Here is a 16,084-nt window from a genome sequence, read left to right on the forward strand (position 1 = left end):
CGACCGACAACCGCACGAGCGACGCTGAAGGAGGCGAATCCGTGAAGATCACCCGCAGGAACCCGACATTCACCGCACTGGGGACCCTCGCCATGGGCCTCACCGCATGCGCACTGGCGGGCTGTGCCCCCTCGTCGGCACAGGCTGGCGCCGAAGAAGTCTCCGAGGTGCGCCTCGGCTACTTCGCCAACGTCACGCACGCGCCGGCGCTGGTCGGCTTGACGGAAGGACTGTTCGAGGACTCGCTGGGCGATCTGGAACTGCAGACCGAGGCGTTCAACGCGGGCCCCGCCGCGATCGAGGCGCTTTCGGCCGGAGCGATCGACGCGACGTACATCGGCCCGAACCCGGCGATCAACACGTTCATACAGTCCGGCGGTGCGTCGGCGCGGATCATCGCCGGTGCGACGTCGGGGGGCGCCGCGCTCGTCGTGCGCGACGGCATCGACTCCCCCGACGACCTCTCGGGAGCGAACATCGCGAGCCCGCAGCTCGGCAACACCCAGGATGTGGCACTGCGCAGCTGGCTGGCCGGCGAGGGTTTCGAGACGTCGACCTCCGGAGGCGGTGACGTCACGGTGACACCGACCGAGAACGCCCAGATCCTGGCTCTCTTCCAGAAGGGGCAGCTCGACGGCGCATGGGTCCCTGACCCCTGGGCATCGCGCCTGGTGCTCGAGGCCGACGCTCACGTGCTGGTCGACGAGGCTGAGCTGTGGCCGGACGGAGAGTTCCCGACCACCGTCCTGCTCGTGCGAGCGGACTTCGCCGAGGCGCATCCGGAGGTCGTCGAGCGCCTGCTCGAGGGGCACGTCGCGTCGGTCACCTGGCTCGACGAGCACGCGGCGCAGGCTCCCGGAGTCATCAACGACGCCCTCGAGGATTCCACGGGCAAGCGACTCTCCGACGACGTGCTCGCCCGCGCTCTCGAGAACGTGACCTTCTCGGTCGACCCGCACGCGGCCGCCTTCACGACCCTCGTCGAGAACGGCCTGGAAGCGGGCACGCAGAAGGAAGGTTCCATCGACGGGCTGTTCGACCTGCGCGCGCTGAACGGGCTGCTGCGCCAGGACGGCGCCCAGCCCGTCTCGGCCGCAGGCCTCGGGGAGCAGTGATGTCACCGCTGAAGGAGACCGCCCGCCCGCAGGTCAGCGACGCCAGACTGACCCCGAGCTTCGACGGGGTCAGCCCGCTGCCCGGCACACGCCCCCTGGTCGCGCCCGCCGTCCGGATCTCACATGTCACCAAGCGCTACGGTGCGGGGCCGGTGGTGCTCGACGACGTTTCGCTCGACATCGCCCCTGGCGAGTTCATATGCCTGCTCGGAGCATCCGGATGCGGCAAATCGACACTGCTGAACCTCATCGCCGGCCTCGAGCCGATCACATCCGGCGCCATCGAGACGCCGGCCGGCGGCTCGGCAGTGATGTTCCAGGAGGCCGCGCTGATGCCGTGGCTGACCGCACGGCGCAACGTCGAGCTCGCCCTGCGGCTGCGGGGCGTGCCCCGCGGCGAGCGCCGATCGGAGGCCGAGCGACTTCTGAGCACCGTGAACCTCGCGGAGGCCGCCGACCGCCGCCCGCACGAGCTCTCCGGCGGCATGCGACAGCGCGTCGCGCTGGCGCGCGCCCTCGCGCAGGACCGCTCGGTGCTGCTGATGGACGAGCCGTTCGCGGCGCTCGATGCGATCACCCGAGATCTGCTGCACGAGGAGCTCGAGCGGGTGTGGCGGGCGACCGGCCGCACGATCGTCTTCGTCACCCACAACGTGCGTGAAGCCGCCAGGCTCGGGCAGCGGGTCATCCTGCTGTCGAGCCGTCCCGGTCGCGTCGCGGGCGAGTGGCGCGTGGCGAACACCGCCGGCCGGCGCATCGAGTCACCCGAGGTCGCCGCGCTCGCCACCGAGATCACCGCCGAGCTGCGGAAGGAGATCAGCAGAAATGCCTCATGACACCGCATCCCTCGCCGACACCACACCGGCCCCGGCGAGCACCAGCGCCGATGAGCTGCACACGCTCTCGACCGGCCTCGACCGATTGCAGGCGCAGCAGGACCAGCGCCGCTCGCACCTGCGCGACGGATTCGCCAAAGCCCTGCCGCCGGTGGTGCTGCTGGTGGTGCTGCTCGTCGCCTGGCAGCTCTACGTCGTGCTCGCACAGCCGCGCCCCGACATCGCTCCCGGGCCTCTTCAGGTCGCCGGCGCCTTCGCCGACGCGTGGGAGTCGGGCCGTCTGCAGGAGGCGGTGCTCACAAGCCTGGAGCGCGGGGTGGTCGGGTTCCTCATCGCGATCGCCGTCGGCACACCCCTCGGGCTGCTGCTGGCGGAGTGGAAGCCGTTGCGCCGCGCCGCAGGCCCGCTCATATCCGGCCTGCAGGTGCTTCCCTCGGTGGCCTGGGTGCCGGCCGCGATCATCTGGTTCGGCCTGTCGGACGCCACGGTGTACTTCGTGGTGCTGATGGGTGCGATCCCCTCGATCGTCAACGGCCTGCTGTCGGGGGTCGACCAGGTGCCGCCGCAGCTGCGGCGCGTCGGCACCGTGCTCGGCGCGAGCAGGTGGCAGCTCGCCACCTCGGTGGTGCTGCCGGCAGCACTGCCCGGGTACGTCGCCGGCCTCAAACAGGGCTGGGCATTCTCATGGCGCTCGCTGATGGCGGCCGAGATCATCGCCGTCGGCGGGTCGATCGGCTTCGGGCTGGGCTCGATGCTGCAGCAGTCCCGCGAGCTCGCCGACCTCGCCGGGGTGCTCGGCACGATCCTGCTTATCCTCGCGATCGGCATCCTCATCGAACTGCTGCTGTTCGGTCCGCTCGAGCGTCGGATGCTGCGCAGCCGCGGACTCGCGCTGGGAGGTGCACGATGACCGGGCTCGTGACCCTGGTCGGGGCTGGGCCTGGCGATGCCGGGCTGCTCACCCTGCGCGGCCTGCGCTCGCTCGAGCAGGCCGACGTCATCGTCGCCGACCGCCTCGGCGCACGGGCCGTGCTCGAGCAGCTCGCGGCGGAGGGGTTCGTACTGGATGCCGAGGTGATCGACGTGGGCAAGCTGCCAGGGCACCACCGCGTGCCGCAGGACGCCATCAACGAGCTGCTCGTCGAGCTCGCCGGCGCCGGACGTCGTGTCGTGCGCCTCAAGGGCGGTGACCCGTTCGTGTTCGGCCGCGGTCGGGAGGAGCAGCTGTTCTGCGAAGCGGCCGGCATCCGCGTCGAGGTCGTCCCGGGGGTGACCAGCGCCGTGTCCGTGCCCGCGGTCGCCGGCATCCCGCTGACCCACCGCGGCGTCTCGACGTCGTTCACTGTGGTCAGCGCCCACGACCAGATCGACGGGCTTCCCGGCGGCGCCGATCACACCGTCGTCCTGCTGATGGGCGTCGGCACGCTCGCCCACTCCGCGCATGCGCTGGCGACCGGACCACGCGGCGCAGACTGCCCCGTCGCGATCGTCGAAGACGGGTACGGTCCCGGCGAGCGCGTCACCATCGGCACGCTGGGCACGATCGCCCAGCTCGCCGCGGCGCGGCAGGTGCGCTCCCCCGCGGTGGTCGTGGTGGGCGAGGTCGTGCGGCTCAGTCCGCACGCGGAGGGGATCCTGCCGGCATCCGCCATCGCCGAAGCCGTAGCTCTCGTCACCGAACCCGACGCCGCGTCCGCCGCCCTCGAACCTGCCGCGCCCGTCGCCGCCACCTCCGTCGCACACGCACGGCCCCGGTCGCGACTCGCCGCCGCGCTCGACGCGGGACTCGCCGTCGACACCGGCCTGGTCAGCGCGATCGACTCCACGCTGGCGCCGGTCGGTGAGGGGACACCGGCCCGCGGCATCCGCCCATCCCTCTCCGCACTGCTCTCCCGAAAGGCCACCACCTCATGACCCTTCCCTCGCTGCGCGTCGCGATCGTCGGCGCCGGACCCGCGGGCATCTACGCCGGCAACCTGCTGGCGAACGCCGTCGCCGAACGCGGCGGGCGGGTCGAGGTCGACCTGTTCGAGTCGCTGCCCGCTCCGTACGGGCTGATCCGCTACGGCGTCGCACCCGACCATCCCCGCATCAAGGGCATCGTCAACTCGCTGCACGAGATGCTCGACGCCTTCCCCCATCCGGATGCCGATCGCCGCACGATCCGGTTCATCGGCAACGTCGAGGTGGGGCGCGACGTCGCGCTGGAGGAACTGCGCGAGCGGTACCACGCGGTGATCCTGGCGACCGGAGCGATCCGCGACGCCGCGCTCGAGGTCCCAGGGGTGGAGCTTCCCGGCTCGTTCGGAGCCGCCGACTTCGTGGCCTGGTTCGACGGCCATCCCGACGTCGCGCGCACCTGGCCGCTCGACGCCCGTGAGGTCGCAGTGATCGGCAACGGCAACGTCGCGCTGGACGTCGCCAGGGTGCTGGCGAAGCACGCGGTCGACCTGCGCACCACTGAGGTGCCCGACAACGTACTCGCGGGGCTCGAGTCCTCGGCCGTCACCGACGTGCACGTGTTCGGCCGCCGCGGCCCGGCCGACATCAAGTTCACGCCGATCGAGCTGCGTGAACTCGGCGAGGTGCCCGGCGTCGACATCGTGCTGCACGACGAGGACTTCGACGGCGTCGACCCGGCGACGGCGGCGAACAATCAGCTCAAGGTCATGCTGCGCACGCTGAACGGCTGGCGTGAACGCCCCGCGACCGGCGCATCGCGTCGGCTGCACCTGCACTTCTGGCACGCGCCGGAGGCGATCGAAGGGGACGGCAGAGTCGAGAGCATCCGTTTCTCGCGCACGACCGTCGATGCCGACGGTGCTCTCGCGTCGACGGGCGAGGTTCGCGAGTACCGTGTGCAGGCGGTGTATCGGGCCGTCGGGTACTACGGCACGAGGGTCAGCGGGGCGCCGTTCGATGAGGGCCGAGGAGTCGTGCCCAATGACGAGGGCCGGGTGCACGGCGAGGCGGGCCTCTATGCGACCGGCTGGATCAAGCGAGGGCCGGTCGGCCTGATCGGTCACACCAAGTCGGATGCACTCGAGACGATCGGCCACCTCGTGGCGGACGCCGAAGCGGGCGGGCTCACCGAGCCGGGGATCACCGGCGACGTGCTCGAGCTGCTCGACGAGCGCGAGACGGCATACACCACGTGGGACGGCTGGCTGGCGCTGGATGCTCACGAGCGCGCCCTCGGCGCGGATCACCAGCATGTGCGTGAGCGGGTGAAAGTGGTGCCCCGCGACGAGCAGGTGGCGATCTCGAGGCCGGGGGTGCTGGCCCCGTGACCTACGTGATCGCGTTGCCGTGCGTGGACGTGAAGGATCGCGCGTGCATCGACGAGTGTCCCGTCGACTGCATCTACGAGGGCGAACGGTCGCTGTACATCCACCCCGACGAGTGCGTGGACTGCGGTGCGTGCGAGCCGGTCTGCCCTGTCGAGGCGATCTACTACGAAGACGACCTGCCCGAGGAATGGGCCGACTACTACAAGGCCAACGTCGAGTTCTTCGACGAGGTCGGCTCGCCCGGCGGCGCCGCCAAGACCGGCACGTACGACTTCGACCACCCGCTGATCGCCGCGCTGCCTCCGCAGGGAGAGGGTCATGACTGACTACGACGTGCTCATCGTCGGTGGCGGCCCGGCCGGGCTCTCAGCCGCGCTCAACCTCGGCCGCTCAATGGCGCGGGTGCTTGTCGTCGATGCCGACCGGCCGCGGAACGCCGCCACGCTGAACTCGCACGGGTTCCTCACCCGCGACGGGGTGCCGCCGTTCGAACTGCGACGGATCGCCCGCGAGGAGCTCGCGGCGTACCCGAACGTCGAGATCCGCTCCCGCGTGCGGGTGACCGCGCTGGCTGCGGCGGATGCGCGGTGGGCCGCCACGGACCTCGGGTCGGCGGCGACGGACGTCGGGTCGGTTGCGACGGATGCCGGCTTCCCGGTGATCGACGTCGGGTCGGCGGCGAGGGCCGGCTCGACGGCGACGCGTGATGGCTCGCCGGCCGGATTCCGCGCGGAAGTGGGAAGGCGCGGCCCGACCGAGACGGTGTCGGCGCGAGCCGTGCTGCTCGCTACGGGCTTGCGTGAGACGCTGCCCGACGTGCCGAATCTGCGCGGCTTCTACGGGATGAGCCTGTTCAGCTGTGCCGCGTGCGACGCATGGGAACTGCGTGGGCGCGAGCTGGCGCTGATCGGCGAGACACCGGATCTGGCGGAGCGGGCGCGGCTGATCGCGCACTGGACCACGCGACTGACAGTCTTCACCCACGGCTCCGAGGCGGTGACGACCGCAGAGGAAGCCGAGCTCGCCGCGGCCGGAGTGAGCGTCGTCCGCGAGCCGATCGAGGAGCTCGTGGGCGACCGGGGTCGCATCGAGGCGGTTCGTGTCGCCGGCGGAGGCACCCACGCCGTAGGCGGCGGGTTCGTTCGGCCGGAGTGGGATGCCGACCTGTCGTTCCTCGGCGACCTCGCGCCCGATCGGGATGCCGCGGGGCATGTCACGACCGACCGCTCGGGCCGCACGACCGTACCGGGTCTGTACGCGGCGGGCGATGTGGCGGCGCCTGGCCCGCAGCAGCTCATAGTGGCCGCCGGCGCGGGTGCGCGCGTCGCCGCCGTGATCATGCATGACGCGATCGGCGTGGCCACGGCGCACTGACCGCTGCTCACCGACGAGGGGATCGTCGTTCAGCGTCCGCCGGGAGGGCCGACGATCAGCAGGATGCTGAAGATCGCCGCGACCGCGACGAGGATCAGCAGTGCCAGCACCCAGGGCCGGTGCAGGAACCAGCGCATGGTGCGGTCGTACCAGGTGTGATCGCGCGGGTCGTCGGTCTCGGCGAGACGCCAGTGTCCGGCGAGCCGTCCACTGCGGTGCAGCCAGATCTCGACGGGGATCGTGGCGTAGGGCACGATCGCACTGGCGATGGTGACCGCCGCGACGCCGGCGTGCCAGCGCTGGTGGAAGGCGAGCAGCACCGCCGTCGCTCCGTAGGCGAGGAACACGAACCCGTGGATGCCTCCGGCGATCGTGACCAGCACCGCGGGCTGCCCGGCGGCGCGGGCGATGAGGGCGCTGATCAGCAGAGTCCAGGTGATCGCCTCGGCGATCGCGAGCACGCGGAACAGTCGGGCTGGGCTTCGGAACATGGTTCTCCTCTGTGCTCCCGGCCTCTGCAGGGCGTTCCGGGCAGGCGCCTTCAGGCTATTCAGGGCGGGCTATGGATTGGCTCGACCGGCGGGCTGCACATAGCCTTTGGCTGCACCGTCCGGAAGGGGCCGATGATGACTGACGACGCTCTGCGCGCCGAGCTCGACCGCATCTTCGCGGCACGCGATCGTGATCACATGGCCCCGACGATCGAAGCGTTCACCGCGCTGCTCGAGCAGCATCCCGACGATCCCGATGTCCTGTACGAGCTGGGCGGTGCGTACGACACCGACGGGCAGGAGCAGCGAGCCGCCGGGTATTACCGCAGGGCGATGGATGCCGGGTTGAGTGGCGCGCGCCTGCGGCAGTGCTATCTGCAGTTCGGCAGCACGCTGCGCAATCTCGGGCGCTTGGACGAGAGCATCGCGATGTTCGACGAGGGACTCGAACGGTTTCCGCCATCTGAATCGCTGGGGCTGTTCCGCGCTCTCACCCTGCATGCCTCCGGCCGGCCGAGCGCGGCCCTGGGCTCGGTGCTCGAGCTCGTCGCCGACCGCTTCCGCACCGACGAGGTGCTCCGCTATGAGGCGGCGCTTCGTGGAAACGCGGCATACCTTCGCTCGCTCGACGACTGAGCGGGGCTGGTCGCGACCGCCCGCTTCAGTGACAGCCGTCGGCGGCTGACACGTCACCAAGCGACAAGGCGTCCGGTCGCACCGCGGCTCTCGCGTCGCCGCTACCGTGTCGGTCGGCAGTGCGGAGCCGGTAGCGGGTCATCCCGACCTGCACTCAGAACGGACTGAGATGCTCGAGTGGTGCGGCGGCCCAGAGTTCGCCCCTGGTCGAGACGGCGGTGGGTGGGCCTTCATCGGTGAAGGCGACTGTGTTCTGGGGTGGCGGTCTGTCGATGTAGACCCGTCCGGCGGGACTGGTCCATTCCAACAGCCCGCCGCCGATCTGTTTCACGTGCCAAGGGGTGTGATGCTTCAGAACATGGTGGCGTCGGCACAGTGCACCGAGGTTCCCCTCTTCTGTCCTGCCGCCGAGCGCAGCGTCGTGCGTATGGTCGAGGTCGCTGTCACGCGCGGGCATACCGCAGCACACGAACCGGCATCGCTGATCCCTCGCCCGCAGTTGACGTCGTAGCGACTCGCCCGGCCGATAACGGTCCACGGCGAGCATCCCTCCGGTGATCGGGTGAGTCAGGACCCGGTCCCAGCCGGTGGCGGCGCCGGCCAGCTGGCGGGCCGTGGCCGGGTCGATGGGGGAACATCCGTCGAGCTCGGCCTGTGGCGTTCCCGTCTCATCGGCGCCCATCAGGGTCAGCACCGGCACGGTCACGCTCACCTGCCCGGAGATCGCGGCGAGCAGTCCGTCGGGGGTGTCGTGACCGGCCGGGCTGCCCGTGAGCAGAAGGTCCAGGGCGAGGTCGGCGCGCTTCTGCGACAGCGTGCGAGGATCCGCGGGAGTATCGCGCTCGTGCGAAGCCGCCGCGGAATCGGCATCCGCATCCGCAGCCGCATCGGCATCAGCATCGAGTGTTTTGGCCATGGAGGTGAGCCGGTCGAACACGCCGTGCACGAGGGCGGCCGGGCCGAGGAGGCCGAGTTCGGCCATCCCGTCTGGCGCATCCTTCACCCAGACCGCACGCTGCTCGCGGGCATCCTCGTGCCGCTGCTGCAGCGAACGCGCGGTGTACTGTTCGGCGAGGCGGGCAGCGATCGGCCGCAACCTGTTCGGCGACTCATCGCCTGCGAACTCCAACACTCGCGCGGTGTACGCCTCCCGCGCGTCCGGGTCGTCGAGGTGCTCACCGGCGTCGATGATGACCCGCGCGTGTCCGGCGGTGATCCGTCCGGCACCCTGCGCCCGCCACACCGCGGGGAACCCGTTCACCTTCGTTTCCGCATCCGCCATCCGCCGCTGCACCGTGCGGTCACTGACCCGCAACGCCGCCCCCAACTCCGCCGCCACCGCCCGCACCGTCAGATCCGACGCCTCGACACCATCGCCCTGTTCGGCCACCGACAGCGCCCACCGCGCCGCGAGCGCCAAAGCCCCATCCCGTGCCGCCTGGAGACTGCCGATCGTGCGCTCGATGCTCTGCACCAGGTCGACCAGCTCATCGAGCGTGGTCACCTGCTCCGCAGAGACATCCATCAGCGCCGTCATACGACCAGTACACCAGGGGCCACCGACATTCAAACCCCAGATCCCAGGCTTAAAACCACCCCGAAGATCACGAACATGCAACAAACGGAAGCCGCCCAAGCCCCATGGAAAACGGCAGACAGCGTCGACGCCCGACCGCGCCGTTCGACCTGGCACGTCAGTGCTCAGCCCGACAGCGCACCGAGGCGCTCCCAGGCGGAGCGAAGCGCACGCGCGTCCGCATGGAACGACTCGATAGGCGCAAAATGGGGGCCGTCAGAGATGTCGACGTTCCGCAGCGGGTCGTCCTCTGAGTGCTGTGGGAACACGTGGCAGTGGAGATGAGGCATTCGATGGCCCATCACCAGATAATCGATCTTCCGCGGCTCGAACGTCGCGGCGATTGCCCGTCCCGCTCGTTGCACGTCCGACCAGAAGGCTTGGAGCTGCTCCGACGAGAGGTCGCCGAGGTCGGTGATGTGTTCGCGGAGGACCACGAGCGAGTAGCCGCGGTGCGCCTGGTTCCGCGCGATGCGTGTGTGGGTCGCACGCGTGGAGCCGATCAGGATGCTGTGCTCGTTCTCATCGAGGTGCATGTCCTTGCACATGCCGCAGGAATCGGCGTCGGTCATCGCTGACCATTCCTCGGCGGTCCACCACATCGGCCCAGCCTAGGTGCGAGAACAACAGAAGCGCACCGGCGCGCGTTGAGCACCTTCATCTGATCGCAGCTGACTTTCGCCCCAACATCACGAACCGGTAACGGCCGTCACCGGCCCGTCGCGCCATCGGCATCCGCACCCCTAAGCTCGACCACGCACCGGGACGGACCCGGAAGGCACGAGCGGAAGGAGCATCCGATGAACACCGTCTTCGTCGCGCCCGCCGCCGACCACCTTCCCTTCGAGGCCTCCCGCTCCTGATCCGCGCGCGGCCTCCCTTCCGGAGCCGCACCGTGAACACGCAGAACCCCACGTCCTTCGACGCATCACCCTTCGACATCTCGCTGTCCTTCGCCGACACCGTGCTCGGCGACAACCAGCGCTGGTCCACCTGGCCGGCCATCACGCCATCCGAACGCGGGCCGCTCCCCTGGCCCGACTGGGTCGTCACCAGCGCCGACGCCGTCGACACCGAACTCGGCGTGCTGAAGACAGGCAAGGAGGCTGATGTCTTCCTCATCGAACGCGCGGTTCCCGGCGATACGGCGCAGCGCACCCTGCTGGCCGCGAAACGCTATCGCGACGAGACGCACCGCAGCTTCCACCGCTCGACGACTTACACCGAAGGGCGTCGCACCCAGAACACCCGCGATGCCCGTGCCCTGGCCCGGAAGAGCTCACACGGTCGTGCGGTCGCCGCGGCGCAGTGGTCGTTCGCCGAGTTCGCGGCGCTGAGCCGCATGCACGAGCTCGGCGCGCCCGTTCCCTACCCCGTGCAGGTGAACGGCTCAGAGGTGCTCATGGAGTTCATCGGGCACGGGAAGGAGGCGGCGCCCAGGCTCGCCCAGGTGAGGGTGGATGCCGCGCAGCTCGACGATCTGTTCCAGCAGGTCGTCGATGTCATGCACACGTTCGCCGCCGCGGGCTTCGCGCACGGCGACCTCTCGGCGTACAACCTGCTCGTGCACGACGGCAGAGTGCGGGTCATCGACCTGCCGCAGATCGTCGACACCGTGTCGAACCCGCAGGGTCTCGATCTGCTGCACCGAGACTGCGTCAACATCTGCGACTGGTTCGCCAGACGCCGACTCGAGCGCGATCCGGAGGAGCTGTTCGGGAAGCTGCTGGCCGTGTCCTTCGGCTGACGCGCACGATCCCGCAGGCCTGGCGGCCCGCGGGACCGTGCGACGGTTCAGCGTCCGAACACCTGGAGCTCCGCCAGATTCAGCATCTTCGTCGTCGAATCGAGCTGGATGCGCACGTACCGGCCCTGCGCGCCGACCTCGATCACGCTCGGTCGCTCGGCACGGTCGGCGAAGAACGTCGCCCACACGCCGTCGGTACCGGCGGTGACAGTGGGATCCTCCGACGTGAACGGGCTGTCCGACACGAACACGTAGACACCCTCGACGCGGTCCTGGCAGCAGTCATTGCGATTCCACAACGCGATCGCGTCGACCGCCGTCGAGGAGCCGAGGTCGACCTCGAGCCACGGCTGCGGATCGTTCTGCGCAGTGTGCGCGTAGTTGCTGATGTTGCCGTCGACCGCATTGGAGGCTGGGAACGGGGTTCCGCTGCTCTGCAGCACATAGGTAGACGACTGAGTCGCCGCCTTGCCGAGAGCGATGTTGGGCTCGCTCACGTACACCTCTCTGGTGCTGACGACCTCACCGTCGCCGTCGGAACTCGTGTACGAGCCGGCGACGCTGAACTCCTGGAGCTCGATCGCCTTGTCGCTGCCGATCGTGGGCACCACGGTCCAAGCGACGTCGACACCCTCCCCGCCCGGCACATCCTCGAAGCTGAGCGGCGTCTCGTCCGAGACGGTCCAGCCCTCCGGGGCGTCCAGCGAGATGGCGAGCGTGTCGAGTGCGACATCCGGCGAGGCGTTCGTGATCCGCGCCGTGATCCGCTCGGTGCCGCCGTTGTCGAACGGCGCACCGACGCTCGTCACGTCGAACGCGAGGCGCGGCATCTGGAACACCTCGCCGGGAGGGTTGGCGCCGGCCGCGGCCGCGACGGCGACCGCTTCCTTCGGCAACCAGGTGAGCGACTCGTGGTTGTCGTACTGTGTGCTGCCACGGCCGTTCATCTTGCGGTAGGCGGCAGACGCCCAGTTGTCGTGGGCGACGTTCTCGATGCCGTAACCGGCCCAGTTCGACAGCCAGGTGCGCGGAGGCTCGACACCGGTGATGACGTTGCGCGCCACGGTGATGTACGAGCTCTGCTCATCCAGGTAAATGCTGTTGTTGGTCGTCTTGTGGATGTAGTTCTCGTTGATCGTCGTGCCGGGCTGCGGCCCCTGTGTGTAGATGGATCCGCCGTCGGCCTGCTCCGACCAGGGCATCAGTGCCTCGACGATGCGGTTGGCGTCGATCCGGTTGTCGCGGCTGAACGGGTTGCGCACCTCGGGCTGGTTCCATCCCCAGCCGAGCGAGATGCCACTGTAGGGCAGGTACTCGATCGTGTTGTGCGAGATCGAGGTCTCGGCCTCGTAACCGCCCCAGATCGCCACCGCGTCTGTGAACTCGAGACCGGGGTGGAGGATCGTGTTGCGCTCGTACACGTTGCCGCGTGATTCCAGCTCTGCGACGGGGTTCGCCTCCGTGTCGCCGGTGTAGATCGCCCCCGAGGACAGGTCCTCGAAGTGGTTGCCGATCACCGAGACGCCCTGGCTTCCCTGCTCGACGACGATGCCAGCGCCGCCGAGGCGCCGGAAAGAGCCTCCGTCGATGACGACATCACGACCGGTGCGCACCACCACGGCGGACGCGGGCTTGGTGTAGTAGCGGCCGGCGTGGTCGACCGGTCCGGTCTCGCCGGTGAGGGTGAGTCCCGCCTGCATGCTGGCGTAGCCTTCATCCGTGTCGGGCTGGGTGTACGCACTGTGCGCGAAGCCGATGCCCTCGAAGCGCACGTGGTGCACGGGTGCGTCGGTTTTGCCGTCGAGCTTCAGCAGAGTCTCGGTGCGCGGGGTGACGAACGAAAGCTCACGCGGGTCCTCGCCGTCGCGCGCCTTGTATGTGACCGTCTTCGCCTTCGAGTCGTACGCCCACTCGCCAGGCTCGTCGATCAGTTCGGATGCTCCGGTGAAGAACGAAACGCCGGCGTAACGCGACGAGTCGACCGTGGTGGTGTCCCACGCCGGGCCGGTGCGATCGGTGCCCGCCGAGCTGTTCTTCCAGCACGGCTGAGACATCACGAGGGTGTCGCCGTCGACGCCGTCGACACCGCAGCGGAAGTTGCGCCAGCGGATCTTGATCGAGGCCTCCAGGTCGACGGCGTCCGACCAGGTGAGCATCTCGGCCACCCCGGGCCCGGAGATGCCGGTGTCGGTGACGACGCACTCCTTGGCCGAGCACGGCTCGCTCTCCGCGCGGGTGAGGCGGTCGCCGTCGGCGAACAGCTGACGAACAGACCCGCCGTCAGCAGCGGCGGCCTTCCACAGGCCCGCGTCCGCGTCGACCAGCTGCCACCCGTCGACGGCGACACCGCCGTCGAACACCGGATCCGCCCCCTCCGCCGCACGCCACACGACCGGCATCGCCGCCGTGCCGCTGTCACGGGCGTCGAGCACGAGCGGTTCGGAACGGTGGTAGGTGCCGTCGGCGAGCTCGACGACGATCGGCCGGTCGGCGTCCTCAGCCTGGAACTCGCGCACCTTGTCGCGCGCCGCTTCGAGACTGCATGGCGCCTCGACCGTGCACGCGCTCGCCTTGCCGTCCGGCGCGACGTGGAACGTCCTCGGCCCGGCCTGCGCCGCGGCCGGGGAGAGCGGCGAGAGCGAAAGCGCTGCGGCGATCGCGGCTGTCAAGGCCAGCGCAGAGCGCCATCTCGTGGTCATCTTTCCTGGCACTCCGGCATCGACGCCTGTGCCCTGCAACTTCTTTGTCACGTCTCGATCCCTTCAAAGATCGGATCTATGGGTCGCCAGCAACGGTAGCGAATCGTTTAACATGCAGCAATAGGCATCTGACGATGGTCGTACAGGCCACGACGTCCGATCTCTTCATCGAGACCGTTGACGACTGACCGTACCGTCCGAAGGCGCCGCAGAGCAGGATCACCGCAGCACGCGAGGGGCACGCCCGTCAGATCAGCCGCATCGTCGCTTCGAGCAGGGCGGTCAGCGGCGGCGGCATCCGCTCGACCGGGACGACATCGATCACGTCGGCGGCGAAGCGCGCCTTACGCCCTGCCGCCGTGCCCGCGAACCGGTGCAGCTGCTGCTCGAGGGGCCTCTCCCGCTGGGCCGGCTGCCCCTGGAACGTGCGGAATCGGGCGAGCTCGCCGCGGGCGGCGAGGGTCTGCAGCACGAGCTCAGCGCCGGCCGCACGGATCACCTCGTCCTCCAGGTCGCGCTCGCAGCCGAAGAATCCGACGTCGCCGGGATCGTCCGTGACGTCGGCGAGCACGCTGACGTCGTGCAGCACGCCGGCGACGTAGCGCCCCTCCGCAGAGTCGTAGAGCCCGAGCACCCGCCCTGCCGAGACGTCACCCCCAAGCCCGGTCAACGCGCGACGCAGGTTGGTGACGCCATCGAGATCGACCAGCGCCAGCCCCTCCAAGGACGCGCCCCGACGCCTGGCGAGCGCGCGGAAGGCGAGACTGTCGCTTCTGCCCTCGAACAGCACGACGGCGCGAGATGCTCCGGTACCGGCCGACATGGCTCGACCCTAACGCGCGGCGCGCCGTCACCACCCGTTCACCCTGCCCGGCCAGACTTCGAGGATGAGCGAAGAGCGTGCAATGCCGCATCCGGAGCCCACCGCGCCGGCTGTCGAAGACGTCCGCAAGCCCGGCGTGCTCGCCTGGGCCCTGTGGGACTGGGGATCGGCAGCGTTCAACGCGGTCGTCACGACCTTCGTCTTCAGCACCTTCCTGGCCAGCACCTACTTCGTCGACGACGCCGTTCTCGATGCGGCGGGAGATGATGCCAAGGACCCGGCGGTGGTCGCAGCGCTCGCGAACAACGCCAGCATCATCGGCATCGCCCTCATGATCGCCGGCATCGTGATCGCCGTGCTCGCGCCCGTGCTCGGCCAGCGCTCAGACGGCACGGGGCGCCGCAAACTCTGGCTCGGCGTCAACACGTTCGTGGTGGTGCTGGCCATGGCAGCGATGGTGTTCGTCGAGGGTGCGCCCGCCTACCTGATCCTCGGCGCCACGCTGCTGGCGGTCGGCAACGTGTTCTTCGAGTTCGCAGGCGTCAATTACAACGCCATGCTCGTGCAGGTCTCGACCAAACAGGACATGGGGCGCGTCTCCGGCTTCGGGTGGGGCATGGGGTACGTCGGCGGAATCGCGCTGCTGGTGATCCTGCTGGTCGGTTTCATCGGACTGGCCTCGAGCCCCGGCCCGCTCGGCATCACCACCGACGACGGCCTGCACATCCGCCTCGCGGTGCTCGCCTCGGCGGTGTGGTTCGGCGTCTTCGCGATCCCCGTGCTGTTGCGCGTGCCGGAGATCCCCGCGCAGGAGCGGCGGGTACGCGTCGGCTTCTTCCGCTCGTACGCCGTGCTGTGGGGCACGATCACGAAGCTGTGGCGCGGCAACAGGCAGGTGCTGCTCTTCCTGCTTGCGAGCGCCGTCTTCCGCGACGGACTCGCCGGCGTGTTCACCTTCGGGGCGATCATCGCTGCCCAGGTCTTCGGCTTCTCCTCGACGGAAGTGCTGTACTTCGCCGTCGCCGCGAACATCGTCGCCGGCGTCTCCACGATCATCGCCGGGCGGCTCGACGACCGCTTCGGCCCCAAGAACGTGATCCTGATCTCGCTGATCGGACTCGTCATCGCCGGCAGCGTGGTGCTGTTCATCGGCACCGCCGCGATCGGGTTCTGGATCGTCGGGCTCATCCTGTGCATGTTCGTCGGCCCGATCCAGGCGGCGAGCCGCTCGTTCCTCGCGCGCATCACACCGCCGGGACGCGAGGGAGAGATCTTCGGCCTCTACGCCACGACGGGACGGGCGGTGTCGTTCCTCGCTCCGGGTCTGTTCGCGCTGTTCGTCGGCATCTCCGGTGACACCCGCCTCGGCATCCTGGGCATCGTGCTGGTACTGGCCGCCGGTCTGCTGCTCATGCTTCCCGTCAAGGCGAAGCAGGCCGTGATCTGAGGCTTCCGTGGCACCCACACGGCCGGTCGAAGGACTGACGGCCTCGAGAA

15 protein-coding genes are annotated in these 16,084 nt (G+C 69.4%); 10 read left to right on the plus strand and 5 right to left on the minus strand.

Annotated elements, in window-relative coordinates; all coding sequences use genetic code 11:
* The first annotated feature begins 41 nt into the window (after nucleotides 1–41).
* The 7 genes from RIN43_RS00900 to RIN43_RS00930 are packed head-to-tail and all read left to right on the plus strand — an operon-like array spanning nucleotide 42 to nucleotide 6,615.
* Nucleotides 42–1,115 (plus strand): ABC transporter substrate-binding protein, encoded by a 1,074-nt coding sequence (locus tag RIN43_RS00900; RefSeq protein WP_309126989.1) that lies wholly within the window; start codon nucleotides 42–44, stop codon nucleotides 1,113–1,115.
* Nucleotides 1,115–1,951, plus strand: a complete 837-nt coding sequence (locus RIN43_RS00905) for an ABC transporter ATP-binding protein (RefSeq protein WP_309126990.1) — start codon at nucleotides 1,115–1,117, stop codon at nucleotides 1,949–1,951. The genes RIN43_RS00900 and RIN43_RS00905 overlap by 1 nt, the downstream gene beginning before the upstream one ends.
* Nucleotides 1,941–2,861, plus strand: a complete 921-nt coding sequence (locus RIN43_RS00910) for an ABC transporter permease (protein ID WP_309126991.1) — start codon at nucleotides 1,941–1,943, stop codon at nucleotides 2,859–2,861. The genes RIN43_RS00905 and RIN43_RS00910 overlap by 11 nt, the downstream gene beginning before the upstream one ends.
* A complete protein-coding gene (gene cobA, locus RIN43_RS00915) occupies nucleotides 2,858–3,865 on the plus strand; it encodes a uroporphyrinogen-III C-methyltransferase (RefSeq protein WP_375163688.1) in 1,008 nt (335 codons plus the stop codon). Before RIN43_RS00910 ends, cobA begins: the two co-directional genes overlap by 4 nt.
* Nucleotides 3,862–5,241, plus strand: coding sequence for an FAD-dependent oxidoreductase (locus tag RIN43_RS00920; protein ID WP_309126992.1), 1,380 nt, complete (start codon nucleotides 3,862–3,864; stop codon nucleotides 5,239–5,241). The genes cobA and RIN43_RS00920 overlap by 4 nt, the downstream gene beginning before the upstream one ends.
* Nucleotides 5,238–5,567 carry a ferredoxin gene (gene fdxA / locus RIN43_RS00925; RefSeq protein WP_309126993.1) on the plus strand — a complete coding sequence of 110 codons (330 nt, stop codon included), beginning with the start codon at nucleotides 5,238–5,240 and terminating at the stop codon, nucleotides 5,565–5,567. Before RIN43_RS00920 ends, fdxA begins: the two co-directional genes overlap by 4 nt.
* Nucleotides 5,560–6,615 carry an NAD(P)/FAD-dependent oxidoreductase gene (locus RIN43_RS00930; protein WP_309126994.1) on the plus strand — a complete coding sequence of 352 codons (1,056 nt, stop codon included), beginning with the start codon at nucleotides 5,560–5,562 and terminating at the stop codon, nucleotides 6,613–6,615. The genes fdxA and RIN43_RS00930 overlap by 8 nt, the downstream gene beginning before the upstream one ends.
* 29 nt (nucleotides 6,616–6,644) lie before the next feature.
* Here the strand turns inward: RIN43_RS00930 and RIN43_RS00935 are convergent, their stop codons facing one another.
* Nucleotides 6,645–7,106 (minus strand): DUF3817 domain-containing protein, encoded by a 462-nt coding sequence (locus RIN43_RS00935; RefSeq protein WP_309126995.1) that lies wholly within the window; start codon nucleotides 7,104–7,106, stop codon nucleotides 6,645–6,647.
* Nucleotides 7,107–7,241: 135 nt separating this feature from the next.
* Here RIN43_RS00935 and RIN43_RS00940 point away from each other — a divergent pair, with 135 nt between their 5' ends.
* On the plus strand, nucleotides 7,242–7,742 hold the full coding sequence (locus RIN43_RS00940; protein ID WP_309126996.1) for a tetratricopeptide repeat protein: 501 nt from the start codon (nucleotides 7,242–7,244) through the stop codon (nucleotides 7,740–7,742).
* A gap of 154 nt (nucleotides 7,743–7,896) precedes the next feature.
* Here RIN43_RS00940 and RIN43_RS00945 read toward each other — a convergent pair whose 3' ends face one another.
* Both RIN43_RS00945 and RIN43_RS00950 read right to left on the minus strand, forming a co-directional pair.
* Nucleotides 7,897–9,279 carry a DUF222 domain-containing protein gene (locus RIN43_RS00945; RefSeq protein ID WP_309126997.1) on the minus strand — a complete coding sequence of 461 codons (1,383 nt, stop codon included), beginning with the start codon at nucleotides 9,277–9,279 and terminating at the stop codon, nucleotides 7,897–7,899.
* A gap of 164 nt (nucleotides 9,280–9,443) precedes the next feature.
* Entirely contained in the window at nucleotides 9,444–9,920 is a 477-nt protein-coding gene (locus RIN43_RS00950; RefSeq protein WP_309126998.1) for an HIT family protein, read from the minus strand.
* 293 nt (nucleotides 9,921–10,213) lie between these two features.
* On the opposite strand from RIN43_RS00950, the gene RIN43_RS00955 reads away from it, so the two are divergent.
* Nucleotides 10,214–11,065 (plus strand): RIO1 family regulatory kinase/ATPase, encoded by an 852-nt coding sequence (locus RIN43_RS00955; RefSeq protein WP_309126999.1) that lies wholly within the window; start codon nucleotides 10,214–10,216, stop codon nucleotides 11,063–11,065.
* Nucleotides 11,066–11,112: 47 nt separating this feature from the next.
* Here the strand turns inward: RIN43_RS00955 and RIN43_RS00960 are convergent, their stop codons facing one another.
* Together RIN43_RS00960 and RIN43_RS00965 are read right to left on the minus strand one after the other, a co-directional pair.
* Nucleotides 11,113–13,815, minus strand: a complete 2,703-nt coding sequence (locus RIN43_RS00960; RefSeq protein WP_309127000.1) for a discoidin domain-containing protein — start codon at nucleotides 13,813–13,815, stop codon at nucleotides 11,113–11,115.
* Nucleotides 13,816–14,011: 196 nt separating this feature from the next.
* Nucleotides 14,012–14,587: an ATP-dependent endonuclease gene (locus RIN43_RS00965; protein ID WP_309127001.1), complete on the minus strand. Its 576-nt coding sequence runs from the start codon at nucleotides 14,585–14,587 to the stop codon at nucleotides 14,012–14,014.
* Between the two features lie 64 nt (nucleotides 14,588–14,651).
* Here RIN43_RS00965 and RIN43_RS00970 point away from each other — a divergent pair, with 64 nt between their 5' ends.
* Entirely contained in the window at nucleotides 14,652–16,034 is a 1,383-nt protein-coding gene (locus RIN43_RS00970; protein WP_375163689.1) for an MFS transporter, read from the plus strand.
* The last annotated feature ends 50 nt before the right edge of the window (nucleotides 16,035–16,084 follow it).

The organism is Microbacterium sp. (assembly GCF_031178445.1).
Taxonomy (GTDB): domain Bacteria; phylum Actinomycetota; class Actinomycetes; order Actinomycetales; family Microbacteriaceae; genus Microbacterium.

Excerpts from the sequence above, each read along its gene's own strand:
- RIN43_RS00905 (WP_309126990.1), top strand. The coding sequence starts at position 1,115 with ATGTCACCGCTGAAGGAGACCGCCCGCCCGCAGGTCAGCGACGCCAGA.
- RIN43_RS00910 (WP_309126991.1), top strand. The coding sequence starts at position 1,941 with ATGCCTCATGACACCGCATCCCTCGCCGACACCACACCGGCCCCGGCG.
- cobA (WP_375163688.1), top strand. The coding sequence starts at position 2,858 with ATGACCGGGCTCGTGACCCTGGTCGGGGCTGGGCCTGGCGATGCCGGG.
- RIN43_RS00920 (WP_309126992.1), top strand. The coding sequence starts at position 3,862 with ATGACCCTTCCCTCGCTGCGCGTCGCGATCGTCGGCGCCGGACCCGCG.
- RIN43_RS00930 (WP_309126994.1), top strand. The coding sequence starts at position 5,560 with ATGACTGACTACGACGTGCTCATCGTCGGTGGCGGCCCGGCCGGGCTC.
- RIN43_RS00935 (WP_309126995.1), bottom strand. The coding sequence starts at position 7,106 with ATGTTCCGAAGCCCAGCCCGACTGTTCCGCGTGCTCGCGATCGCCGAG.
- RIN43_RS00940 (WP_309126996.1), top strand. The coding sequence starts at position 7,242 with ATGACTGACGACGCTCTGCGCGCCGAGCTCGACCGCATCTTCGCGGCA.
- RIN43_RS00945 (WP_309126997.1), bottom strand. The coding sequence starts at position 9,279 with ATGACGGCGCTGATGGATGTCTCTGCGGAGCAGGTGACCACGCTCGAT.
- RIN43_RS00950 (WP_309126998.1), bottom strand. The coding sequence starts at position 9,920 with ATGTGGTGGACCGCCGAGGAATGGTCAGCGATGACCGACGCCGATTCC.
- RIN43_RS00965 (WP_309127001.1), bottom strand. The coding sequence starts at position 14,587 with ATGTCGGCCGGTACCGGAGCATCTCGCGCCGTCGTGCTGTTCGAGGGC.
- RIN43_RS00970 (WP_375163689.1), top strand. The coding sequence starts at position 14,652 with ATGAGCGAAGAGCGTGCAATGCCGCATCCGGAGCCCACCGCGCCGGCT.